General features: G+C 61.2%; 20 protein-coding genes. 11 read left to right on the top strand and 9 right to left on the bottom strand.

Going from position 1 to position 21,560, the window contains the following annotated elements:
* Nucleotides 1-13: 13 nt before the first annotated feature.
* From rsmB to def, 3 genes are all read right to left on the bottom strand, one after another.
* Nucleotides 14-1,324, bottom strand: a complete 1,311-nt coding sequence (gene rsmB, locus ACX3YF_RS07220) for a 16S rRNA (cytosine(967)-C(5))-methyltransferase RsmB (RefSeq protein WP_288098014.1) — start codon at nt 1,322-1,324, stop codon at nt 14-16.
* Nucleotides 1,321-2,280 (bottom strand): methionyl-tRNA formyltransferase, encoded by a 960-nt coding sequence (fmt, locus tag ACX3YF_RS07215; protein ID WP_458973593.1) that lies wholly within the window; start codon nt 2,278-2,280, stop codon nt 1,321-1,323. The genes rsmB and fmt overlap by 4 nt, the downstream gene beginning before the upstream one ends.
* 70 nt (nt 2,281-2,350) lie before the next feature.
* Nucleotides 2,351-2,857, bottom strand: coding sequence for a peptide deformylase (gene def, locus ACX3YF_RS07210; protein ID WP_090326993.1), 507 nt, complete (start codon nt 2,855-2,857; stop codon nt 2,351-2,353).
* A gap of 171 nt (nt 2,858-3,028) precedes the next feature.
* Here def and ACX3YF_RS07205 point away from each other — a divergent pair, with 171 nt between their 5' ends.
* The 3 genes from ACX3YF_RS07205 (at nt 3,029) to ACX3YF_RS07195 (ending at nt 5,853) form a co-directional block, all read left to right on the top strand.
* The gene (locus tag ACX3YF_RS07205; protein ID WP_448645490.1) at nt 3,029-4,054 is read left to right on the top strand and encodes a LysM peptidoglycan-binding domain-containing protein; all 1,026 of its coding nucleotides are present in this window, start codon (nt 3,029-3,031) and stop codon (nt 4,052-4,054) included.
* An 80-nt stretch (nt 4,055-4,134) separates the two neighbouring features.
* Nucleotides 4,135-5,241, top strand: coding sequence for a DNA-processing protein DprA (gene dprA, locus ACX3YF_RS07200; RefSeq protein ID WP_458973592.1), 1,107 nt, complete (start codon nt 4,135-4,137; stop codon nt 5,239-5,241).
* 54 nt (nt 5,242-5,295) lie between these two features.
* A complete protein-coding gene (locus tag ACX3YF_RS07195) occupies nt 5,296-5,853 on the top strand; it encodes an L-threonylcarbamoyladenylate synthase (protein ID WP_047535709.1) in 558 nt (185 codons plus the stop codon).
* A 129-nt stretch (nt 5,854-5,982) separates the two neighbouring features.
* On the opposite strand, the gene ACX3YF_RS07190 is transcribed toward ACX3YF_RS07195, so the two are convergent.
* Nucleotides 5,983-6,960, bottom strand: coding sequence for an NADPH:quinone reductase (locus ACX3YF_RS07190; RefSeq protein ID WP_130208050.1), 978 nt, complete (start codon nt 6,958-6,960; stop codon nt 5,983-5,985).
* Nucleotides 6,961-7,126: 166 nt separating this feature from the next.
* Here ACX3YF_RS07190 and hemF point away from each other — a divergent pair, with 166 nt between their 5' ends.
* Complete coding sequence (hemF, locus tag ACX3YF_RS07185) at nt 7,127-8,041, top strand: oxygen-dependent coproporphyrinogen oxidase (RefSeq protein WP_454837604.1); 915 nt, start codon at nt 7,127-7,129, stop codon at nt 8,039-8,041.
* A gap of 13 nt (nt 8,042-8,054) precedes the next feature.
* Nucleotides 8,055-8,876 carry a shikimate dehydrogenase gene (gene aroE, locus ACX3YF_RS07180; protein WP_130208048.1) on the top strand — a complete coding sequence of 274 codons (822 nt, stop codon included), beginning with the start codon at nt 8,055-8,057 and terminating at the stop codon, nt 8,874-8,876.
* A 32-nt stretch (nt 8,877-8,908) separates the two neighbouring features.
* Here aroE and ACX3YF_RS07175 read toward each other — a convergent pair whose 3' ends face one another.
* The 3 genes from ACX3YF_RS07175 to betC form a co-directional block, all read right to left on the bottom strand.
* Complete coding sequence (locus ACX3YF_RS07175; protein ID WP_130208046.1) at nt 8,909-10,477, bottom strand: SulP family inorganic anion transporter; 1,569 nt, start codon at nt 10,475-10,477, stop codon at nt 8,909-8,911.
* 107 nt (nt 10,478-10,584) lie between these two features.
* Nucleotides 10,585-11,505, bottom strand: a complete 921-nt coding sequence (choX, locus tag ACX3YF_RS07170) for a choline ABC transporter substrate-binding protein (protein ID WP_448645491.1) — start codon at nt 11,503-11,505, stop codon at nt 10,585-10,587.
* Between the two features lie 16 nt (nt 11,506-11,521).
* Nucleotides 11,522-13,036 carry a choline-sulfatase gene (gene betC / locus ACX3YF_RS07165; RefSeq protein WP_458973591.1) on the bottom strand — a complete coding sequence of 505 codons (1,515 nt, stop codon included), beginning with the start codon at nt 13,034-13,036 and terminating at the stop codon, nt 11,522-11,524.
* 114 nt (nt 13,037-13,150) lie between these two features.
* Between betC and ACX3YF_RS07160 the strand changes: the two genes are divergently transcribed.
* The gene (locus tag ACX3YF_RS07160; protein ID WP_198132113.1) at nt 13,151-14,101 is read left to right on the top strand and encodes a choline sulfate utilization transcriptional regulator; all 951 of its coding nucleotides are present in this window, start codon (nt 13,151-13,153) and stop codon (nt 14,099-14,101) included.
* Here the strand turns inward: ACX3YF_RS07160 and ACX3YF_RS07155 are convergent.
* Nucleotides 14,098-14,760 (bottom strand): NAD(P)-dependent oxidoreductase, encoded by a 663-nt coding sequence (locus tag ACX3YF_RS07155; RefSeq protein ID WP_458973590.1) that lies wholly within the window; start codon nt 14,758-14,760, stop codon nt 14,098-14,100. The two genes, ACX3YF_RS07160 and ACX3YF_RS07155, sit on opposite strands and share 4 nt — an antisense overlap.
* Nucleotides 14,761-14,844: 84 nt before the next feature.
* Between ACX3YF_RS07155 and ACX3YF_RS07150 the strand changes: the two genes are divergently transcribed.
* Complete coding sequence (locus tag ACX3YF_RS07150) at nt 14,845-15,171, top strand: DOPA 4,5-dioxygenase family protein (RefSeq protein WP_198132115.1); 327 nt, start codon at nt 14,845-14,847, stop codon at nt 15,169-15,171.
* Here the strand turns inward: ACX3YF_RS07150 and ACX3YF_RS07145 are convergent, their stop codons facing one another.
* Nucleotides 15,172-15,573 carry a GFA family protein gene (locus ACX3YF_RS07145; RefSeq protein WP_458973589.1) on the bottom strand — a complete coding sequence of 134 codons (402 nt, stop codon included), beginning with the start codon at nt 15,571-15,573 and terminating at the stop codon, nt 15,172-15,174. It lies immediately after the preceding gene.
* Nucleotides 15,574-15,895: 322 nt separating this feature from the next.
* Here ACX3YF_RS07145 and ACX3YF_RS07140 point away from each other — a divergent pair, with 322 nt between their 5' ends.
* The 4 genes from ACX3YF_RS07140 to ACX3YF_RS07125 all read left to right on the top strand — a co-directional run bounded on the left by ACX3YF_RS07140 (nt 15,896) and on the right by ACX3YF_RS07125 (nt 21,545).
* A complete protein-coding gene (locus ACX3YF_RS07140) occupies nt 15,896-17,203 on the top strand; it encodes a CitMHS family transporter (RefSeq protein ID WP_198132119.1) in 1,308 nt (435 codons plus the stop codon).
* An 85-nt stretch (nt 17,204-17,288) separates the two neighbouring features.
* Entirely contained in the window at nt 17,289-18,056 is a 768-nt protein-coding gene (locus tag ACX3YF_RS07135; protein ID WP_130208030.1) for a TerC family protein, read from the top strand.
* 288 nt (nt 18,057-18,344) lie between these two features.
* A complete protein-coding gene (locus ACX3YF_RS07130) occupies nt 18,345-20,003 on the top strand; it encodes a Na/Pi cotransporter family protein (protein ID WP_458973588.1) in 1,659 nt (552 codons plus the stop codon).
* A 165-nt stretch (nt 20,004-20,168) separates the two neighbouring features.
* Complete coding sequence (locus tag ACX3YF_RS07125; protein ID WP_130208026.1) at nt 20,169-21,545, top strand: M16 family metallopeptidase; 1,377 nt, start codon at nt 20,169-20,171, stop codon at nt 21,543-21,545.
* Nucleotides 21,546-21,560 lie beyond the last annotated feature (15 nt).

Genomic DNA, 21,560 nt, shown 5'->3' with positions numbered 1-21,560 from the left:
TCCATTGAATCCGTTAACCGCGCGCGGCGGCGATCTTGATCAGCTTGGCGTAATAGAAGCCGTCGTGTCCGCCTTCCTGCGCGAGCAATTGGCGACCATGGGGTTGCTTGATCCCGGCTGCCGTCGCGAGGTCCAGTTCACGGGCGCCCGGCGTGCGCGCAAGGAACGCTTCGATGACTTCGGTGTTCTCGGTCGGCAGCGTGGAGCAGGTGGCGTAGAGCAAAATGCCGCCGACCTCCAGGGTTTTCCACAGGGCGTCCAGCAGTTCGCCTTGCAGCACAGCCAGTGCGGCGATGTCATCGGGCTGGCGGGTGAGTTTGATATCCGGGTGCCGGCGAATCACGCCGGTGGCCGAGCATGGGGCGTCCAGCAGGATGCGCTGGAACGGCTTGCCGTCCCACCAGGTAGCGGTGTCGCGACCGTCGGCGGCGATCAGCTCGGCGCTCAGGCCCAGGCGTTCGAGGTTTTCACGCACGCGTACCAGGCGTTTGGCTTCCAGGTCCACGGCCACCACGCCTGCCAATGCCGGCTCCGCTTCGAGGATGTGGCAGGTTTTGCCCCCCGGTGCGCAGCAGGCGTCCAGCACCCGTTGACCGGGCGCCAGGTCAAGCAGATCGGCGGCCAGTTGCGCCGCCTCGTCCTGCACGCTGATCCAGCCGTCGGCGAAACCGGGCAGGCTGCGCACGTCGGTGGCGGCGTCGAGGATGATGCCATCGCGGCTGTAAACGCATGCACGGGCGGCGATGTCGGCCTCGCTGAGCAAGCCGAGGTAGGCATCGCGGGTGTGATGGCGTCGATTGACGCGCAGGATCATCGGCGGGTGCGCGTTGTTCGCCGCGCAAATGGCTTCCCATTGTTCAGGCCAGAACGCTTTCAGGGATTTTTGCAGCCAGCGCGGATGAGCGGTACGCACCACCGGGTCGCGTTCCAGCTCCGCCAGCAGCGCTTCGCTTTCCCGTTGGGCGCGGCGCAGTACGGCGTTGAGCAAGGCTTTGGCCCAGGGCTTTTTCAGCTTGTCGGCGCAACCGACGGTTTCACCGATGGCGGCGTGGGCCGGCACGCGGGTGTAGAGCAACTGGTAGAGGCCGACCAGCAACAAGGCTTCAACATCGGCGTCCGCTGCCTTGAAAGGCTTCTGCAACAGTTTGGCCGCCAGTGCCGACAACCGCGGCTGCCAGCGTGCGGTGCCGAACGCCAGGTCCTGGGTGAAACCACGATCGCGGTCTTCGACCTTGTCCATTTGCGTAGGCAGCGAACTGTTTAGAGAGGCTTTGCCGCTGAGAACAGCAGCCAGTGCCTTGGCGGCGGCCAGACGCGGGTTCATTGAGCGTCCGCCGTTTGACCGAGGACGGTGCCCACCGCGAATTTCTCACGACGGCTGTTGAACAAGTCGCTGAAGTTCAGCGCTTTGCCGCCGGGCAATTGCAGGCGGGTCAGGCACAGCGCCTGCTCGCCACAGGCAACGATCAGCCCGTCCTTGCTGGCGCCGAGGATTTCACCTGGAGTGCCCTTCCCTTGTGCGAGGCTCGCGGCCAACACTTTCAGCGCTTCGCCGTTCAAGGTGCTGTGGGTGATCGGCCACGGGTTGAAGGCCCGGACCAAGCGTTCCAGCTCAATCGCCGGACGGGTCCAGTCGATGCGGGCTTCGTCCTTGTTCAATTTGTGCGCATAGGTGGCCAGGCTGTCGTCCTGCACTTCGCCTTCCAGCGTGCCGGCAGCGAGGCCGGCAATGGCTTGAATCACCGCAGGCGGGCCCATTTCGGCCAGGCGATCATGCAGGCTGCCGCCGGTGTCTTCGGCGCTGATCGGTGTGATGACCTTGAGCAGCATCGGCCCGGTGTCGAGCCCCGCTTCCATGCGCATCACGGTCACGCCGCTCTCGGCGTCGCCCGCTTGCACGGCGCGCTGGATCGGCGCCGCACCGCGCCAGCGCGGCAGCAGCGAGGCATGGCTGTTGATGCAGCCCAGGCGCGGAATATCCAGTACCACTTGCGGCAGGATCAGGCCGTAGGCGACCACCACCATCAAGTCCGGTTTCAGTGCGGCCAGTTCAGCCTGGGCGTCTTCGTTGCGCAGTGTTGGCGGTTGCAGCACCGGGAGGTTGTGTTCCAGAGCAAGCTGCTTGACCGGGCTCGGCATCAGCTTCTGGCCACGACCTGCCGGGCGATCCGGTTGGGTGTAGACCGCAACGATCTCATAAGGGCTGTTCAACAGGGCCTTGAGGTGTTCAGCGGCGAATTCCGGGGTGCCGGCAAAGACGATGCGCAGTGGCTCAGTCATGAAGGGCTCTCTATTGCAAAGCATCTTGAAAAGAAAAAGGCTTGCCGCAGCAAGCCTTTGAAGGAGGGCATCAAGCGTTCTGGCGATGGAGCTTTTCCAGCTTCTTCTTGATCCGGTCGCGTTTGAGCGTCGACAGGTAATCGACGAACAATTTGCCGTTCAGGTGGTCGCATTCGTGTTGGATGCACACCGCGAGCAGTTCTTCGGCGATCAGTTCGTAAGGTTGTCCGTCGCGGTCCAAAGCCTTGACCTTGACCCGTTGTGGGCGATCGACGTTTTCGTAGAAACCCGGCACCGACAGGCAGCCTTCCTGATACTGACCCATGTCGTCGGTCAGGGGCTCGAGCTCCGGGTTGATGAACACGCGCGGTTCGGTGCGGTCTTCGGAGAGGTCCATCACGACGATACGTTTGTGCACGTTGACCTGGGTCGCGGCGAGGCCGATGCCCGGTGCTTCATACATTGTTTCAAACATGTCATCGACCAACTGACGCACTTCGTCGTCCACTACGGCCACTGGTTTGGCGATAGTGCGCAGGCGCGGATCAGGGAATTCGAGGATGTTTAAAATGGCCATAAGCTTGATGACTGCACGTGTGAAGTAAGGTCGGATCGATGGCCTGGCGAGTCCGAAGATGCAGGCTATCTATGTAAAACGTAGCTCCCTTCTTTTTATAAGCAAGCCGGGAGCGAGCCACTGACGGCTCTGGCGTTTCACGCGAACGCACATAATAAAGGGATTCACCGCATGAGGAAATCACTACTCGCCTTGCTCCTTCTGGCCTCGGCAGGCTGGGCGCATGGGCAAGTGCAGCTCAGGGAAGGTTTTCCACAGACTTACACAGTGGTCGCAGGGGACACGCTCTGGGACATCTCGGCAAAATTCCTTCGTGAGCCGTGGCAGTGGCCCGAGCTCTGGCAGGCCAATCCCCGGATCGAAAATCCCGACCTTATTTATCCCGGCGATTCGCTGTCGCTCGTCTACGTCAATGGCCAGCCACGGTTGACCCTCGATCGCGGTGCGTCCCGAGGCACCCTCAAGCTCTCGCCAAGGGTGCGCAGCAGCCCGGTGGCGGAAGCCATTCCGAGCATTCCTCTGAGGTCGATCAAAAGCTTTCTGCTGAGCAACCGCATCGTCGACAAGGTCGAGGATTTCGACCAGGCGCCCTACATCGTGGCCGGGGACGCCGAGCGGGTGCTCAGTGGTAGTGGCGATCACATCTTCGCTCGCGGCCAATTCGACCCGGCACAGCCGGTCTACGGCATCTTCCGTCAGGGCAAGGTCTACACCGATCCGCTGACCCAGGCATTTCTGGGGATCAACGCCGATGACATCGGCAGCGGCGAAATCCTCGCCACCGAAGGCGACGTCGCCACGCTGGCGCTGCAGCGCACGACTCAGGAGGTGCGCCTGGGCGATCGCTTGTTCAGCGGTGAAGAACGCTCGATCAACACGACCTTCATGCCCAGTGCCCCGAAAAACGAAATCAACGGCTTGATCATCGATGTCCCGCGCGGCGTCACCCAGGTTGGCGCGCTCGACGTGGTCACCCTGAACAAGGGCCAGCGCGACGGTTTGGCCGAAGGCAATGTCCTGGAGGTGATGAAGACCGGCGAAACCGTGCGCGACCGGATCACCGGCCAACCCCTGAAAATCCCCGATGAGCGTGCCGGACTGCTGATGGTTTTCCGCACCTACGACAAGCTCAGCTACGGGCTGGTACTCAAGGCATCGCGCTCGTTGGCCGTGATGGACAAGGTACGAAATCCGTAAGGTGCTTCACAAGTTACCAACAGAGTTATCCACAGCTTATTCCCGTTTGTATGGATGCTCATAACGATCAAGGATGATCCATGTCGATGCCTGCCCCTGCACCGGTTTCCCCTGCGGAACTGGAAGCTCGTTTACGTCTGCACCGTCTACCAGAACTGGGGCCGGCGCGTTTCAGGAAACTGCTGGAAGCGTTCGGTTCGGCGTCCAAAGCCATCAGCGCGCCCGCCAGTGCCTGGCGTGCGCTGGGCTTGCCACTGGCCTGTTCCGAGGCCAGGCGATGCGCTGAAATCCGCGATGGCGCCAGCCACGCTTTGGCCTGGCTAGAGCGTCAGGGCCAGCATTTACTGATGTGGGACCAGCCTGACTATCCTTCACTGCTGGCACAAATAAGCGACGCACCGCCGCTGTTATTCGTCGCCGGCACCCCCGGCATTCTGGAAAAACCGCAGTTGGCGATGGTCGGCAGTCGTCGTGCATCACGACCGGGCATGGACACCGCCGCAGCGTTTTCCCGCAGCCTGGCCGGCGCCGGTTTTGTCATTACCAGCGGTCTGGCCCTGGGCATCGACGCGGCCGCTCATCAGGCGGCGTTGGACATTGGCGGGCAAACGGTCGGCGTGCTTGGCACGGGTCTTGAAAAGTTTTATCCACAGCGCAATCGACGATTGGCCGACGCGATGATCGCCTCGGGTAGTGCGGTGCTTTCGGAGTTCCCGCTGGATGCCGGTCCGACCGCCAGCAACTTCCCGCGACGCAACCGGATCATCAGCGGTTTGTCCCTCGGCGTGCTGGTGGTGGAGGCCAGTGTGGCCAGCGGTTCGTTGATTACCGCGAGGCTCGCGGCGGAACAGGGGCGCGAGGTGTATGCGATTCCCGGGTCGATCCATCACCCCGGCGCCCGCGGTTGCCATCAACTGATCCGCGACGGCGCCGTGCTGGTGGAAACTATCGAGCATATCCTCGAAGCCCTGCGCGGCTGGCAGCAGCTGCCGTTTTCCACGGAAGCGCCCGCGACGGCGGCGCCTCACCCGTTGCTGATCCTGCTTCACGCCGCGCCGCTCTCCAGTGAGGCACTGGCCGATGCCTGCGGCTGGGCTTTGCCCAAAGTGCTGGGGGCGTTGACGGAACTGGAGATGGAGGGGCGTGCGGTTTGCGAAAACGGCCGCTGGTTTGCACGAGTGAGCTAGGTTTTATAAACAAGATCGGTAAACTGCGCAGAGCCTTATTCTGGAGTGTTTTTCATGGTCAACAGTTGGCGTGTGCAACAAGCCGCGCAAGCAATTCGCGCCGGGGCGGTGATTGCCTACCCAACCGAAGCAGTCTGGGGCCTGGGTTGCGACCCGTGGGACGAAGAGGCCGTGGAGCGGCTGTTGCTGCTCAAGGGCCGGTCTGTGGATAAGGGCCTGATTCTGGTCGCCGACAACATCCGTCAGTTCGACTTCCTCTTCGAAGACTTCCCTGAGCTGTGGATGGATCGCATGGCCAGCACCTGGCCTGGGCCGAACACCTGGCTGGTACCGCATCAGAACATGTTGCCGCAGTGGATTACCGGCGTGCACGAAACCGTGGCCCTGCGGGTCAGCGATCACCCGCTGGTGCGGGACTTGTGCTCACTGGTCGGGCCACTGGTATCGACGTCCGCCAACCCTCAGGGCCGGCCGGCGGCGCGCACGCGGATTCGCGTGGAGCAGTATTTCCGTGGACAGCTTGATCTGGTGCTGGGCGGGAATCTCGGCGGGCGCAAGAATCCGAGTGTGATTCGCGATTTGGCGACCGGCCAGGTGATGCGCGCGGGTTGACGTCGCGTCATCGTTCGCCGGCAAGCCAGCACCCACAGTGATTTCGGGTGTTCACAGTATTTGTATTCACCACCGAAACCTGTGGGAGCTGGCTTGCCAGCGATGAGGCCCTGCCAGTCGCTGAAAATCTTAAGGCAGCAGAACAACCGACCCCGTCGTGCGCCGCGCCGACAACTCGGTCTGCGCCTTCGCTGCTTCGGCCAGTGGATAACGCTGGCTGATATCGACCTTCAGCTTGCCGCTGATGATCATCTCGAACAGTTCGTCGGCCATGCGCTGCAGGTTCTCGGCGTTGTTGGCGTAGGTCGCCAGTGTCGGGCGGGTCACGTACAGCGAACCCTTCGCCGCCAGAATCCCCAGGTTCACCCCGTCCACCGCACCGGACGCATTGCCGAAACTCACCACCAGCCCCCGGGGCGCCACACTGTCGAGCGAAGTCAGCCAGGTGTCCTTGCCGACGCCGTCGTACACCACCGAGACCTTTTTGCCGTCAGTCAATTCCAGTACGCGCTGTGCGACGTTTTCATGGCTGTAGTCGATGGTCGCCCAGGCGCCGTTGGCCTTGGCCAGCGCGGCTTTTTCCGCTGAACTCACGGTGCCGATCAACTTAACGCCCAGTGCCTTGGCCCATTGGCACGCCAGGGAGCCCACGCCACCGGCAGCGGCGTGGAACAGGATGGTTTCGCCGCCCTTGAGTTCATAGGTCTGACGCAACAGGTATTGCACGGTCAGGCCTTTGAGCATGACCCCGGCCGCCTGTTCGAAGCTGATGGCGTCCGGCAGATGCACCAGGTTGGCTTCGGGCAATACATGCACGTCACTGTAGGCGCCCAATGGCCCGCTGCCATAGGCCACGCGATCACCGACCTTGAACCGGGTCACTTCGCTGCCGACGGCTTCGACCACGCCTGCCCCTTCGGAACCCACACCCGATGGCAGGGACGGCGGCGAATAGAGGCCGCTGCGGTAATAGGTATCGATGAAGTTCAGGCCGATGGCCTTGTTGCTCACGCGGACCTGCTGCGGGCCGGGCTCGGCGGGTTGGTAATCCACATACTCGAGCACTTCGGGGCCGCCATGGGCGCGAAACTGGATACGCTTTGCCATCTGCACTCTCCTGAGTTCGTTTTCTGCCAAAGCGTCCTATCGGACTCCTAAGCTTGATCTTCGTCAACTGCGACGAGCGCATCGGCGGTGGTATGCTACGCGCCCATTTGCGCAGGCTGAGCTCCAATGGAGCGCCGCGTAGCTTTGCCCGATCCAAGGTGATGCCATGACTACCCGCACCGAGGCCGTAAAAGCCTACCTGCTCGACCTGCAAGACCGCATTTGCGCTGCGCTGGAAGCCGAAGACGGCGGCACGCGCTTCGTTGAAGACGCCTGGAACCGGCCTGCCGGTGGAGGCGGACGTACGCGGGTGATCGAAAACGGCGCAGTCATCGAAAAGGGCGGCGTCAATTTTTCCCACGTTTTCGGCAGCGGCCTGCCCCCGTCCGCCAGTGCCCATCGGCCAGAACTGGCCGGGCGCGGGTTCGAAGCCCTGGGCGTGTCCCTGGTGATCCACCCGCACAACCCGCACGTGCCGACCTCCCACGCCAACGTGCGGTTTTTCATCGCCGAAAAAGAAGGTGAAGAGCCGGTCTGGTGGTTCGGCGGCGGCTTCGACCTGACCCCTTACTACGGCAATGAAGAAGACTGCGTGCACTGGCACCGCATCGCCGAGCAGGCCTGCGCGCCATTCGGTCCGGAGGTCTATTCGCGCTACAAGGCCTGGTGCGACAGCTACTTCCACATCAAGCATCGCCACGAGCCACGTGGCATCGGCGGCTTGTTTTTCGATGACCTGAACGAGTGGGACTTCAACACCAGTTTCGCCTTCATGCGCGCCATCGGTGACGCCTATATCGAGGCTTATCTGCCGATCGTGCAACGGCGCAAGAACGACGCGTTCACCGCCAAACAGCGAGAGTTCCAGGAGTTCCGCCGCGGGCGCTACGTCGAGTTCAACCTGGTTTACGACCGTGGCACCTTGTTCGGCCTGCAATCGGGCGGGCGTACCGAGTCGATCCTCATGTCCCTGCCGCCGCAAGTGCGCTGGGGTTATGACTGGAAAGCCGAACCGGGCAGCGAAGAAGCACGCCTGACTGAATACTTCCTGCAAGACCGCGATTGGTTGGCCAAGGCCTGAACGAGGAATCCTGATGGACCGTTACGTCGTATTCGGCAACCCGATTGGTCACAGCAAGTCGCCATTGATCCATCGCCTGTTTGCCGAGCAGACCGGGCAGAAACTCGACTACAGCGCCTCGCTGGCGCCGCTCGACGATTTTTCCGGCTGTGCCCGGGCGTTTTTCCTCGAGGGTCGTGGGGCCAATGTCACAGTGCCGTTCAAGGAAGAAGCCTACCTACTGGCCGATAGCCTGACGGCGCGGGCACGACGGGCCGGGGCGGTGAATACCCTGAGCAAACTGGCCGATGGCAGCCTGCTGGGCGATAACACCGACGGTGCCGGCCTCGTGCGCGACCTGACGGTCAATGCCGGGTTCAGCCTCAAGGACAAACGCATCCTGCTGCTCGGTGCTGGCGGCGCGGTGCGCGGTGCATTGGAGCCTTTGTTGGCGGAGCAACCGGCGTCGGTGATCATCGCCAACCGTACCGTGGACAAGGCCGAGTTGCTGGCGGAACTGTTCTGTGACCTGGGCCCGGTATCGGCCAGCGGTTATGACTGGTTGCAGGAATCGGTGGACCTGATTATCAACGCAACGTCCGCCAGCCTCTCGGGCGAAGTCCCGCCGATTGCCAGCAGCCTGATCGAGCCGGGCAAAACGGTGTGCTACGACATGATGTACGGCAAGGAACCGACCTCGTTCTGCCGCTGGGCCAGCGAACACGGTGCAGCGGTGGCGATGGATGGCTTGGGTATGCTCGCCGAACAAGCGGCGGAGGCTTTTTTCCTGTGGCGCGGCGTGCGTCCGGATACGGCGCCGGTGCTGGCCGAGCTGCGCCGGCAGTTGGCCCTCTAGGCCGTTGTGGCGAGTGTTTCCCGTGCAGTGTTTCAGTCTTCAAACCGAATCGGGCATTTCTCCGCGCCTTCGAGCTTGCGCAGCTCTTCCACCACCTGCGGTCGCGCCTGTCGCAGGGTCAGGCTGCGATTCTGGCGCAGCAGTCGCCGCGCTTCCTGATGCAGCATTTCCACGCCCGAATAGTCGATGAAGTTGATCTGCTGCGCCTCGATCACCACCCGCGCGCCGTGCATCAGTTGCAGGCGCACTTGCAGGTAATGGCTGGCGCCGAAAAAGATCGACCCGCCGACTCGCAGAATGTCTTCGTCGCCATTGCGTATATGTTGAACCCGTGGCTGTGAGGTGCGTTTGAGGTAGAAGAACAACGACGCCAGCACGCCGGCATAGATCGCCGTCTGCAATTCCAGGAGCAAGGTCGCGACACAGGTCAGCGCCATCACCACGAACTCGGCACGGCTGACCCGCAGCAAGGCGCGAATGCCGCGATGGTCGACCAATCCCCAGGCGATCAACAGGATGCTGCCGGCCATGGCCGGGATTGGAATGTGCGCGATCAGGCTGGCGCCGAAGATCGCGAACAGCGCCACCCACAACGCCGAAAAAACTCCCGCCAACGGCGAACAAGCGCCTGCGTCATAGCTCAGGCCTGAGCGGGTGAACGAACCGGCTGACAGCGATCCGGAGAAAAAGGCCCCGACAATGTTCGACAAGCCTTGGGCGCGTACTTCCTGATTGGCATCGAGCAACTGCTGTGAACGTGCGGACAGCGAGCGGGCGATCGACAGGCTGGTCACCAACCCGAGCATGCCCACGGCCACGGCACTGGGCAGCAGGCGCAGGACCAGGTCGAGGTCCAGCGGCAACGGGCTGAATGGCGGTAACTTGCCGGTGAAGGCGCTGACCCGTTGCACATGACCGAACATCGCGGGCCAGAGCCAAACCAGCAGCGCGCCCAGCATCAGGGTGATCAACAGGGTCGGCCAGCGCGGCAACAACCGTTTCAGGATCGCGCCAATCACGACGGTGGCCAGGCCCAGCACGAGCGACGGTTTGTCCACCTTGTCGAGATGCCTGAATAAATTGATGAAGCTGTCCAGGGCAGTGGCCTGGCTCGGCAAGTCCAGCCCCAACAGGTTGGGCAACTGGCCGACGGCGATCACCACGGCCGCACCCAGCGTGAAACCCAGCACCACCGAGTGCGAGACGAAATTCACCAATGCGCCGAACCGCAACAAACCCAGCAGCCATTGGAAAATCCCGGCCAGGAATGTGAGCAGCAGGATCAAGGTGACGTAGTCCTGCGTCGCCGGAACGGCCAGAGGACTGACGCTGGCGTACAGGACGATGGAGATGGCCGCTGTAGGACCGCAGATCAAATGCCACGACGAACCCCACAGACAGGCAATCAGCACCGGGATGATCGCCGCGTACAGACCGTATTCCGGTGGCAGGCCGGCAATCAGCGCGTAGGCAATGGATTGTGGCAACGCGAGAATCGCGCCACTGAGACCGACAATCAGATCGCGACCAACGCTGGCGCGGGTTTGCCGGGGTAACCAGGTGAGGAACGGAAAGAGTGAGTGGCGGCTGGGAAGGGCCATGGAGCCTCTCGGTCGGGAATTTTCGCAAGGGTAGCAGGGCGACAAAATTTATGTGGCGACGGTGCTTGCTGTGGCGAGGGGCAAGCGCCCTCGCCACACAGGTGTTGTCAGAGCTTGGCTTTCACCGCCGGTAATGCATCCTTGCCGTCCACGGTCTTCACGCCATCAAGCCACTTGTCCAGCACCGCCGGGTTGGCCTTGATCCATGCCTTGGCCGCGTCGGCATTGCTGACTTTCTTGTTCACCACCTCGGCCATGATGCTGTTTTCCATCTCCTGGGTGAAACTCAGGTTGGTCAGCAGCTTGCCAACGTTCGGACAGGCCTGTGCATAACCTTTGCGGGTCAGGGTGTGGACGCTGCCGGTGTCGCCAAAGTATTTCTCGCCGCCCTTGAGGTAGTGCATTTTCAACTGCACGTTCATCGGGTGCGGGGTCCAGCCGAGGAAGGTCACGAACTTCTGTTTTTTCACTGCGCGAGACACTTCGGCGAGCATGGCCTGTTCGCTGGATTCGACCAGTTTCCACTGACCCATGTCGAAGTCGTTCTTCTTGATGATTTCCTGCAACGAGGCGTTCGCTGGCGCGCCGGAGCCGATGCCGTAGATCTTCTTGTCGAACTTGTCGGCGAACTTGTTCAGGTCGGAAAAGTTATGCACACCCGCATCCCACACGTAGTCCGGGACGGCGAGGGTGAATTCGGTGCCGTCGAGGTTCTTCGCCAGTTGCGTGACATCACCGGTGGCCACGAATTTGTCGTAGAAGCCCTGCTGCGCCGGCATCCAGTTACCCAGGAACACATCGACCTGGCCATCCTTGAGCCCACCGTAGGTGATCGGCACCGCAAGCGTGTCGACCTTGGCCTTGTAGCCCATGCCGTCCAGCAGAAACCCGGTGATGGCGTTGGTCGCGGCGATGTCGCTCCAGCCAGGATCGGCCATTTTCACCGTGTCGCAGCTCTGATCGGCAAACGCCGAAGCGCTGCCCAGAGCCAGGAGCCCGACCGTCAGTACTGTGGATAACCTTTGCATGGACTTCCCCTTAACATTATTGGTTTTGGCAGGGTTGTGGATAACGTGCTTTACGCTCCAGATCATCAAGGTCGATGTGGTTGCGCATGTATTGCTGACTGGCGTCCACCAGCGGCTGGTGATCCCAGCTCTTCAGCTTGCCGATGGTCAGCGCATCGGCGACGAAACGCCGGCGTCGCTGGCTCGCGAGCACTTGTTGGTGGATCGCGGGAACGTCCCATCGAGCCCGCGCTTCGGCGAGAAAATCGTCGAACAGCTGGCGATGTTGCGGTGACTGGCTGAGTTCTTCCAATTCGTGTGGGTCATTGTGCACATCGAAGAGCAGGCAAGGGTCGTCTTCGCTGTAGATGAATTTGTAGGCGCCGCGGCGAATCATCATCAATGGGCTGATGGTGCCTTCGGCCATGTACTCGCCGAACACTTCGTCGTGCCCGCCCTGTCCTTGCAGGTGCGGAACCAGTGAGCGGCCATCCAGCGGCAAGCCCGGTTCCAGCGAACCGCCCGCCAGTTCGACGAAGGTCGGCAGCAGGTCGGCAGTGGACACCGAGGCGCTGACCCGGCCGGCGCCGAATTGCCCAGGGGCACTTATCAACAGGGGCACGCGGGCCGCCATTTCATACCAGTGCATTTTGTACCAGAGGCCACGCTCGCCGAGCATGTCACCGTGGTCGCCGGAGAACACGATGATGGTGTCGTCGATAAGCCCGGTATCGTCGAGTGTTTGCAGGAGTTTGCCGACGTTACTGTCGATATAGCTGCACGCCCCGAAATAGGCGCGGCGGGCGTCGCGGATCTTATCCACAGGCAGCGGCTTGTTCCACAGGTCGTAGACCTTGAGCAAACGTCGTGAATGCGGGTCGAGTTCGTGTTGATCCGGCGTCACAGGCAACGGGATATCGGCATCGTCGTACAGATCCCAGAATGCCTTGGGAATGGTGTACGGGTCATGGGGGTGAGTCATCGAAACGGTCAGGCAGAACGGCTGGTCGCCCTCTTCGCGGATGTGATCGAACAGATACTGCTGGGCCTTGAACACCACTTCTTCGTCGAAATCGAGTTGATTGGTGCGTACGCAGGGGCCGGCTTGCAGCACCGAAGACATGTTGTGATACCAGGACGGGCGCACGTCTGGCTCGTCCCAGTTCACTGCCCAGCCGTAGTCGGCGGGATAGATGTCGCTGGTCAGACGTTCTTCATAGCCATGCAGTTGGTCCGGGCCGCAGAAATGCATCTTGCCCGATAGCGCGGTGCGGTAGCCGAGGCGACGCAGGTAGTGGGCATAGGTCGGTACATCGGCCGGGAAATCCGCCGCGTTGTCGTAGGCGCCGATTTTGCTCGGCAACTGGCCGCTGACCAGAGTGAAGCGCGATGGTGCGCACAGAGGGCTGTTGCAATAAGCGGCGTCGAATACCACGCCTTGGGCGGCGAGGCGGCTCAGATTAGGCAGTTTGATCGGTGAAGGACCGTAGAACGGCAACATTGGCGCGGCCATCTGATCGGCCATGATGAAAAGAATGTTCTTGCGCTTCATGTGATCGCGGCATTCCATAGTGGATGTTTATGCGAGAGTGCTGCGATCGAGCATGTAACCCATGCACATTGCGGTAAAGCCCATGTACGGCAATGACTAGGATAAGCACAGCTTATGTATGACGCCCTGGGTGACCTGTCCCTGGATTTGCTTCGCGCGTTCGAGTCCGCGGCCCGCCAACGCAGTTTCACCGCCGCGGCCGTTGAACTCGGCACCACGCAACCGGCCATCAGCCAGCAGATCAAACGGTTGGAAGAACAACTGGCGACCCGTCTGTTCGACCGCATCTATCGCGGTATCGAACTGACCGAGGCCGGGATGGTTCTTTTCGAGCAAGTTCAGCTCGGTTTGCAGCAAATCGATGCCGGATTAAGCGCTATCAGCGCACAACAACAGCATGAGGTGCTGCAAGTCGCCACCGATTTCGCATTCGCGGCCTATTGGCTGATGCCGCGCCTGCACCGCTTTCACGCGGCCCATCCGCAAGTGGATGTCAGCCTGGTGACCAGTGAGCGCAGCCATAACATGCTACGTACCGATATCGATGTGGCGGTACTGTTCGGTGATGGCCGCTTCAAACAGGGCGAAAGCCATTGGCTGTTCAGTGAAGAAGTGTTCCCGGTGTGCAGTCCGCAGTTGTTGAGTGAGCGATCCCTGCCCTTGCCTGCCCAGTCGCTGCTGGAGTTTCCCTTGCTGCACCTTCGCGGTGAAAACAGCAGTAACTGGTTCGACTGGAGCGGCGTGTTTCGCGAGTTGGGCATCACCTCTCCGCCGGCGCCGGGCCAGTTGCGCTTCGACAACTACACCCTGTTGATACAGGCCGCGATTGGCGGTCAGGGCGTGGCCATCGGCTGGCGCCACCTTGTGGATAACTTGTTGGCGCAAGGCCTGTTGTGCCGCCCCATCGCCGAGACGGTGATTTCCAGGCTGGGCTATTACGTGGTCCTGCCGCAACGCAAGCGGCGTGGGGCATTGATTCAACAGTTTGTCGACTGGTTGATGGCCGAGCAGGCCCGCAGTGCGCAATCGCTCAATGGTCTGGCGCTGCCTTCTATCGCGGTTTAGGGTTCAGTCGCGATGAAGTTGACGTGCTCGCCGATGTGCAGGTTTAAACGCAATTCATCGGCGATCCCCACGGCAGTCCGGGCCAGACGATTCAATGGCTCTGCCAGGCCCGGCTCGAGGCGGCTGCTGACCTGACTGAAATGTTCGATGGTCAAGCCCGGCACCCCACGCGGTGCGTTCACCAGTGTCCACTGCAAGGCACTGCTTTGCAGTGCTTCACGCATTTCCTCGGCTGCGTGGCGTTGCAGGACGTCGTCAATCTCGGGATCGTCCAGCACCTCGAAGTCCCCCACCAGAAACAACCGTGCAACGCCCGCCGCCTGCATGCCATCGATCAACGCATCCACCGCCAGCACCTGCTCGACCGGGCCTGGCACGAAGGTCTTTTCCACATGTTCGCTGTTGAAGGGCAATCCCGGTGCGTCCAGTAAACAGACAACAGCCGAGCTGCCCGCCACGCTTTGCTTGACCCGCTCGGCCTCAAACAGGTCGCCCGTCTTGGTGCGCAAGCCCGGACGTGGCGCGAGGGCGGTCAGGTCATCGAGAATGGCGATCACTTCATGTTGGCGGCGCAGCATTTCAGCCATCAGCGCGCTGCCGAAGCTACTCATGGCACCATATAGCACCACTTTCACCACCGGTGTTTCAGCATTTTTCATGGCCAGGCTCCGTTGTTTCCTGTGTATACGGCGTGTGACCTGTGGGAAACGGTGAGGGTTCGACTGGGTTTTGGAGGGATTCACATGCAACGGATCAAGGGCTATCACGCCCATGTTTACTTCGATGCCAGCACCATCGATCAGGCACGGGCGTTGTGTGAGCAGGCTGCACGGCTGTTCCCGCTGCAGATGGGCCGCGTCCACGAGCGCTTGGTCGGCCCCCATCCGGACTGGAGTTGCCAGCTGGCCTTCGGGCCTGAGCTCATCGGCGATGTGTTGCCGTGGCTGGCGCTCAACCGCAAGGGGCTGGTGGTGTTCCTGCACCCGGACACCGGCGACGATCTGCTGGATCACAGCGAGCACGCCATCTGGATGGGCGCGATTCGCCCATTGGACCTGTCTGTTTTTTGATCAGATGCTTTCTTCGGGCTCGCCCGGCAAATGCTCATCCAGGTGCAGCCAGGGCAAGCGGTTGTCGGTCCAGATGTGGCGCTCGGCCGGCGCCTGTTCGGGATGGTCGAGGGTGGCGATGGTCACGTCGATGCTCTCCGGGCTCAAGTGGGTCACCAGCGCCAGTTGCGCGCCGCAGTGGCCGCAGAAGTATCGTGCGCAGGTGGCTGAAGAGTCGTACCGCGTCGGTGTTCCGGCCAACCATTGAAAGGCGGACGCCGGCACTGTGATCCAGGTCGTCACGATGCCGCCGCTGACCCGACGGCAAATCGAGCAATGGCAATGGGCGATATCGCGCAATGGCCCACTGAATTGGTAGCGCAGTTGTCCGCAGTGGCAACCGCCGGTGTGAAGCGCATTCATCTCGTTTTTCTCCCGGGCCCGAATCGATGGGCTCAAAACCTGTCCGACGACCGGTTATACATCCGGTCAAAGCTTTCATCGGCGAAAGCTGGCTGAAAGCTTCCCCGATTAGGATCGCCCCCACTGCCGGCAACAGACCGGTTGGCCAACACGAGTGTTCGATTGCTCGCCCGGCCCATTTAACAACAACAATGGTGATCCTGATGTCCTCTTCTATCCGCCGCTTCGCTCTAACTCCGTCCGTACGCCTCGTGCTTGCCGTTCTGCGCTGATCCCGCCCGATCCGCCCTTTCCCTAGCCGCGCTATGCCTGGAGTATTCCCATGCTGACTTTCCTTGGCTTCGCCATGGTCATCACGTTCATGTTCCTGATCATGACCAAGCGCCTGTCCGCGCTGATCGCCCTGATCATCATTCCGATCGTCTTCGCCCTGTTCGGTGGTTTCGGCCCGAAAATCGGCCCGATGATGCTTGAAGGCATCACCAAGCTCGCGCCGACCGGCGTGATGCTGATGTTCGCCATTCTGTACTTCGCCCTGATGATCGACTCGGGTCTGTTCGACCCGGCCGTGCGCAAGATCCTCAAACTGGTCAAGGGCGACCCGTTGAAAGTTTCGGTCGGCACCGCCGTACTGGCGCTCGTCGTCTCCCTCGATGGTGACGGCGCGACCACTTATATGATCTGCGTGGCCGCCATGCTGCCGCTCTACAGCCGCATCGGCATGAGCCCGCGGATCATGGCCGGCCTGATCATCCTCGCCGGTGGCGTGATGAACATGACCCCATGGGGTGGCCCGACCGCCCGCGCGGCCAGTGCGTTGCATGTGGACCCGTCGGCGATCTTCGTGCCGATGATTCCGGCGATGGCTGCCGGTGTGCTGGCGATCCTCGTGATTGCCTACTTCTACGGCAAGCGTGAACGGGCGCGTCTGGGTGAGCTGCACCTGGTTGGTGATGAAATCGACCACAGTGAAATCACTGTTTCGCAGTTCCCGGATGCCCGTCGTCCGAACCTGATCTGGTTCAACGGCGCCCTGACCCTGGCGTTGATGTGCACCCTGATTGCCGGTTTGCTGCCGCTACCGGTGCTGTTCATGGTGGCGTTCAGTATTGCGATGATCGTCAACTATCCGTGCCTGCAACAGCAGAAAGATCGTGTCGCGGCCCATGCCGGCAGCGTGCTGGCAGTGGTCGGGCTGATCTTTGCCGCTGGTATCTTCACCGGTATCCTGTCGGGCACCGGTATGGTCGATGCCATGTCGAAAAGCCTGCTGGCAGTGATCCCTGACTTCCTCGGCCCTTACCTGGCCGTGATCACGGCGCTGGTGAGCATGCCGTTCACGTTCTTCATGTCGAACGATGCGTTTTATTACGGCGTGTTACCGGTACTTGCCGAAGCCGCCAGCCACTACGGTATTACCGCAGTGGAAATGGCACGTGCCTCGATCGTCGGTCAGCCCGTCCACTTGCTGAGCCCGCTGGTACCATCGACTTACCTGTTGGTGGCCCTGGCCGGTATCGATTTCGGTGACCACCAGCGTTTCACGCTGAAGTGGGCAGTTCTGGTGTGCATGTGCATACTGGTTGCCGCGTTGCTGATGGGGATTTTCCCGCTGTTCAGCACTCTATAAGCCCAAGACTCACCGCATCGGGTCCAGGCTTCGCTGTTTGAAGCCCGGGCCCTTTGTGGTTTAACACTCGCTCAAAGGAATACACATGGAATGGCTGACCAACCCTGAAATCTGGGTTGCCTTCTTTACCCTGACCGCCCTGGAAATCGTCCTGGGCATCGATAACATCATCATGATTTCGATCCTGGTCAGCCGCATGCCCAAGCACATGCAGCAGCGCACCCGGATTTTCGGGCTGGCGCTGGCCATGATCACGCGGATTCTGTTGTTGCTGTCGATCACCTGGGTCATGCGCCTCACCGCCGACCTGTTCGTCGTGTTCGGCCAGGGTATTTCCGGGCGAGACCTGATCCTGTTCTTCGGTGGCCTGTTCCTGTTGTGGAAAAGCTCGCAGGAGATGTACCACGCGCTGGAAGGTGAGGACGAAACCAACGACGAGCCGAGTGGCGCGGGCGGCAACTTCCTCTACACCATTATCCAGATCGCGATCATCGACATCGTGTTCTCCCTGGACTCGGTGATCACCGCAGTCGGCATGGTCTCCCACGTACCGGTCATGGTCGCGGCCATCATCGTGGCCGTATTGGTGATGATGTGGGCTTCCGGCACCATCAGCGATTTCATCGACAAGCACCCTTCGCTGAAAATGCTGGCGCTGTCGTTCCTGTTGGTGGTCGGTACGGTGCTGATTGCCGAATCCTTCGACGTGCACGTGCCAAAAGGCTACGTCTACTTCGCCATGGCGTTCTCGCTGGCGGTGGAAGCGATCAACATCAAGATGCGCACCGCAATTGCGAAAAAGAAAAAGCAGCGAGACCCGGTGAAGCTGCGCAAGGACATCCCGGGCCAGTAACCCGGTAATACGCAACACCCTGTGGGAGCGAGCTTGCTCGCGATAGCGGTCCATCCGTCAACATCAATGTTGAATGTGAGGGCCCCATCGCGAGCAGGCTCGCTCCCACATTTGTTTTGGGTGGCCGGAGGGCCAGGGTCTCATGACAGTTTTGTTTCAATCGCTACTTTAGCTGTGCGATGCTGGCGCCCGGACCGTTAGCCAACTACAGCTTAACTACAGAACGTAGAAAAAAGCGCGGCACCGTCAACTTGCTCCTTTGGGGCGCTACCACCACAGGGGGCCTGTATGCTCACCCTGCTCAATTTATTATCTGCCGTGGCCCTGTTGATCTGGGGCACGCACATCGTCCGAACCGGCATCCTGCGGGTCTACGGTTCCAACCTGCGCCACGTGATTGGCCAGAACATGTCCAGGCGCGGGCTGGCGTTCATCGCGGGGATCGTGGTGACGGCCATGGTCCAGAGCAGCAACGCCACCGCCATGCTCGTCACCTCGTTTGTCGGTCAGGGCCTGATGGCGCTGACCCCGGCGCTGGCGACCATGCTGGGCGCCGATGTCGGCACGGCGCTGATGGCGCGGGTGCTGACCTTCGATCTGTCATGGCTGTCGCCGCTGCTGATCTTTCTCGGGGTGATTTTTTTCCTGTCGCGCAAACAGACCCGGTTGGGTCAGATGGGCCGTGTGGCCATTGGCCTGGGTTTGATCATTCTGGCGCTGCAATTGATCGTCGAAGCCGCTGCACCCATCACTCACGCCCAAGGGGTGAAGGTGATCTTCGCCTCGCTGACCGGCGATATCCTGCTCGATGCCCTGGTCGGCGCGCTGTTCGCGATGATTTCCTACTCGAGCCTGGCGGCGGTCCTGTTGACCGCAACCCTGGCCGGCGCCAGCGTGATCAGCCTGCCGGTGGCCATCGGCCTGGTGATCGGCGCCAACATTGGCAGCGGCGTTCTCGCGTTCCTCAGCACCAGCATGCAGAACGCCGCCGGTCGCCAGGTGGCGCTGGGCAGCCTGTTGTACAAGCTGATCGGCCTGTTGCTGATCATTCCTGTGCTCGACCCGCTGGCGCACTGGATCGATAGCCTGGACTTCAGCCCGCAGGAAATGGTCATTGGTTTCCACCTGCTCTACAACACTGCGCGCTGTCTGATCCTGTTGCCCAGCGTCGGGCCGATGGCCCGGTTCTGTGCGTGGGTACTGCCGGAGCGCCCGCAAACCAACGGCATGGCCAAGCCCCGGCACCTGGATCCGACGGCGTTGGTCACGCCAAGCCTGGCGCTGGCCAACGCCGCCCGGGAAACCCTGCGCATGGGGGATCTGATCGACAACATGCTGGAAGCCATGCTCGATGTGCTGCACGGCAAGCAAACGGCCGTGACCCAGGAAGTGCGACGTCTGACCGATGACGTCGAGGCGCTCTACAGCGCGATCAAACTGTATCTGGCGCAAATGCCCCGGGAAGACCTCAGCGATCAGGACAGTCGGCGCTGGGCGGAAATTATCGAGCTGGCGATCAACCTCAAGCTCGCCAGCGACTTGATCGAACGCATGCTGCGCAAGGTGCAACAGCAGAAAACGTCCCAGCGTCGGTCGTTTTCCGAAGTGGGCGTGGAAGAGTTGGCAGGGTTGCACAGCCAGTTGATCTCCAACCTGCGCCTGGGATTGTCAGTGTTCCTCAGTGCCGACAAAGAAAGTGCCCGCCAGTTATTGCGCGAGAAACGTCGCTTTCGCGCTCAGGAACGCCGCATGGCCCATGCGCATGTCAGCCGTTTGCAACGTAAGATTGTGCAGAGTATGGAGACCAGTTCGCTGCACCTGGAGCTGATCGCCGATATGAAGCGTCTGAACTCACTGTTCTGCAGCAGTGCCTATGTGGTGTTGGAAACGTCCGAAACCGGTGCGCTGGCTGTCGACGATTTGACCGACATAACACATTCGCCTTGAACGTCTGGCAGTGTGGTCAGTCAGTAGCATTGATTCAGTTCCAAGGCCGTCATCGCGGGCAAGCCCGCTCCCACAGTTCCGCGATGTTCCTGTGGGAGCGGGCTTGCCCGCGATGACGGACTGAAGGACGAAACGGATCTCCGATTGGTTGCCGGGAAGCTTGTTATGCGTTGTCTGTTGTTCGCCTGTCTGTTGCTTGGCTCACTCCCTTCGTTTGCCCTGGATCGCTTCCAGGTCGAGGGTTATTCCCTGCGCAACGGTCTGCAATTGCTGCTCAAACCCGGTGTGGAACGCGGTCATGTGGCGATTCGGCTGGTGGTGGGCGTCGGCCTGGATGACTTCAGCTGCGCCGATAAGGAACTGCCACACCTGCTTGAACACTTGTTGTTCAGCGGCATCGACGCCAGCGGTGAAGGTGGCCTCGAAGAGCGCATGCAGGCGTTGGGTGGTGAATGGAACGCCTACACCAGCAATGCCGACACCACGTTCGTGATCGAGGCCCCGGCGAAAAACCAGCGCCAGGTACTCGACCTGCTGCTGGCGCTGCTGACCCAGACCCGTTTCGACGACAACGCCATCAACGCCGCCAAGCAGGTGGTCGAGCGCGAAGACGGTGGCCATTACTCTCACCTGCAGCGCTGGCTGGATCGCCAGGACCTGGGCCACACCGCCAGCAACCAACTGGCAGTGGAGCTGGGCCTCAAATGCCAGGAGCGGGCAGAAGTTGACTACCTGACCCATGAACAACTGGAGAAGGTGCGCAAGGACTGGTACGCGCCGAACAACATGACGCTGATCGTCGTCGGCGATCTGGACCGTTTGCTGCCAGCCTATCTGGAGCGGGCTTACGGCGCGCTCGAAGCGATCAATCCCACCGACCACCCGCCTCTGCCACAGATCCAGGCCAGCGCTGCCCATGAGCGAAACCTGATCCATGGTTTTGTCGGTGGCGGCGCCAAACTGCACTGGCTGGTGCCGGAGCCGGTGCTGGAGGATGAGCACGATGAAACCTTCGACCTGCTCAAGGACTATCTCGATTGGGCGCTTTATCGTGACCTGCGCCTGGCACACGGCCTGTCCTATGGCCCATGGGCCGAGCGCGAGGTCTTCGGTGGCGTGGGTTTCATGAGCCTGAATGCCGATCTGGAGCGCGGCGATGTGGCCGAGGCGCAACAGGTGCTGGATGAACTGAAAGCCGGTTTGCTCAAGGACGGTCTCAATGCCGAGACCTTCAACCGCCTCAAACAGGCCGCCATCGCCCGCCAGGCCTGGGCCGTGCAAGGCAACAGCGCGTTGGCCGATTACTATTGGGGCGCCCTTGGGGACTATGAGGACGGACGTTTCGTCGACCCGGCCCGCGAGCTGCAAGGCGTGACGCTGGAGGAAGCCAACAAGGCGATGCGCGAGTTGCTCATGCAACCCGGGTATCTGCGGATCGAGAAGCCGTTGTTGAGTTATGACCAGGTGCTGTGGGTGATCGGCGGGGTGTTGGGCCTGCTGTTATTGAGCCTGGCGGCTTGGCGCTTTCATCGCAACCGATAACTGATCCCCCGTTGG

Source organism: Pseudomonas fluorescens group sp. PF-69 (assembly GCF_054481235.1).
This window is presented reverse-complemented; position numbering and strand designations above follow the sequence as displayed.

Excerpts from the sequence above, each read along its gene's own strand:
- rsmB (WP_288098014.1), bottom strand. The coding sequence starts at position 1,324 with ATGAACCCGCGTCTGGCCGCCGCCAAGGCACTGGCTGCTGTTCTCAGC.
- fmt (WP_458973593.1), bottom strand. The coding sequence starts at position 2,280 with ATGACTGAGCCACTGCGCATCGTCTTTGCCGGCACCCCGGAATTCGCC.
- def (WP_090326993.1), bottom strand. The coding sequence starts at position 2,857 with ATGGCCATTTTAAACATCCTCGAATTCCCTGATCCGCGCCTGCGCACT.
- ACX3YF_RS07205 (WP_448645490.1), top strand. The coding sequence starts at position 3,029 with ATGAGGAAATCACTACTCGCCTTGCTCCTTCTGGCCTCGGCAGGCTGG.
- dprA (WP_458973592.1), top strand. The coding sequence starts at position 4,135 with ATGTCGATGCCTGCCCCTGCACCGGTTTCCCCTGCGGAACTGGAAGCT.
- ACX3YF_RS07195 (WP_047535709.1), top strand. The coding sequence starts at position 5,296 with ATGGTCAACAGTTGGCGTGTGCAACAAGCCGCGCAAGCAATTCGCGCC.
- ACX3YF_RS07190 (WP_130208050.1), bottom strand. The coding sequence starts at position 6,960 with ATGGCAAAGCGTATCCAGTTTCGCGCCCATGGCGGCCCCGAAGTGCTC.
- hemF (WP_454837604.1), top strand. The coding sequence starts at position 7,127 with ATGACTACCCGCACCGAGGCCGTAAAAGCCTACCTGCTCGACCTGCAA.
- aroE (WP_130208048.1), top strand. The coding sequence starts at position 8,055 with ATGGACCGTTACGTCGTATTCGGCAACCCGATTGGTCACAGCAAGTCG.
- ACX3YF_RS07175 (WP_130208046.1), bottom strand. The coding sequence starts at position 10,477 with ATGGCCCTTCCCAGCCGCCACTCACTCTTTCCGTTCCTCACCTGGTTA.
- choX (WP_448645491.1), bottom strand. The coding sequence starts at position 11,505 with ATGCAAAGGTTATCCACAGTACTGACGGTCGGGCTCCTGGCTCTGGGC.
- betC (WP_458973591.1), bottom strand. The coding sequence starts at position 13,036 with ATGAAGCGCAAGAACATTCTTTTCATCATGGCCGATCAGATGGCCGCG.
- ACX3YF_RS07160 (WP_198132113.1), top strand. The coding sequence starts at position 13,151 with ATGTATGACGCCCTGGGTGACCTGTCCCTGGATTTGCTTCGCGCGTTC.
- ACX3YF_RS07155 (WP_458973590.1), bottom strand. The coding sequence starts at position 14,760 with ATGAAAAATGCTGAAACACCGGTGGTGAAAGTGGTGCTATATGGTGCC.
- ACX3YF_RS07150 (WP_198132115.1), top strand. The coding sequence starts at position 14,845 with ATGCAACGGATCAAGGGCTATCACGCCCATGTTTACTTCGATGCCAGC.
- ACX3YF_RS07145 (WP_458973589.1), bottom strand. The coding sequence starts at position 15,573 with ATGAATGCGCTTCACACCGGCGGTTGCCACTGCGGACAACTGCGCTAC.
- ACX3YF_RS07140 (WP_198132119.1), top strand. The coding sequence starts at position 15,896 with ATGCTGACTTTCCTTGGCTTCGCCATGGTCATCACGTTCATGTTCCTG.
- ACX3YF_RS07135 (WP_130208030.1), top strand. The coding sequence starts at position 17,289 with ATGGAATGGCTGACCAACCCTGAAATCTGGGTTGCCTTCTTTACCCTG.
- ACX3YF_RS07130 (WP_458973588.1), top strand. The coding sequence starts at position 18,345 with ATGCTCACCCTGCTCAATTTATTATCTGCCGTGGCCCTGTTGATCTGG.
- ACX3YF_RS07125 (WP_130208026.1), top strand. The coding sequence starts at position 20,169 with ATGCGTTGTCTGTTGTTCGCCTGTCTGTTGCTTGGCTCACTCCCTTCG.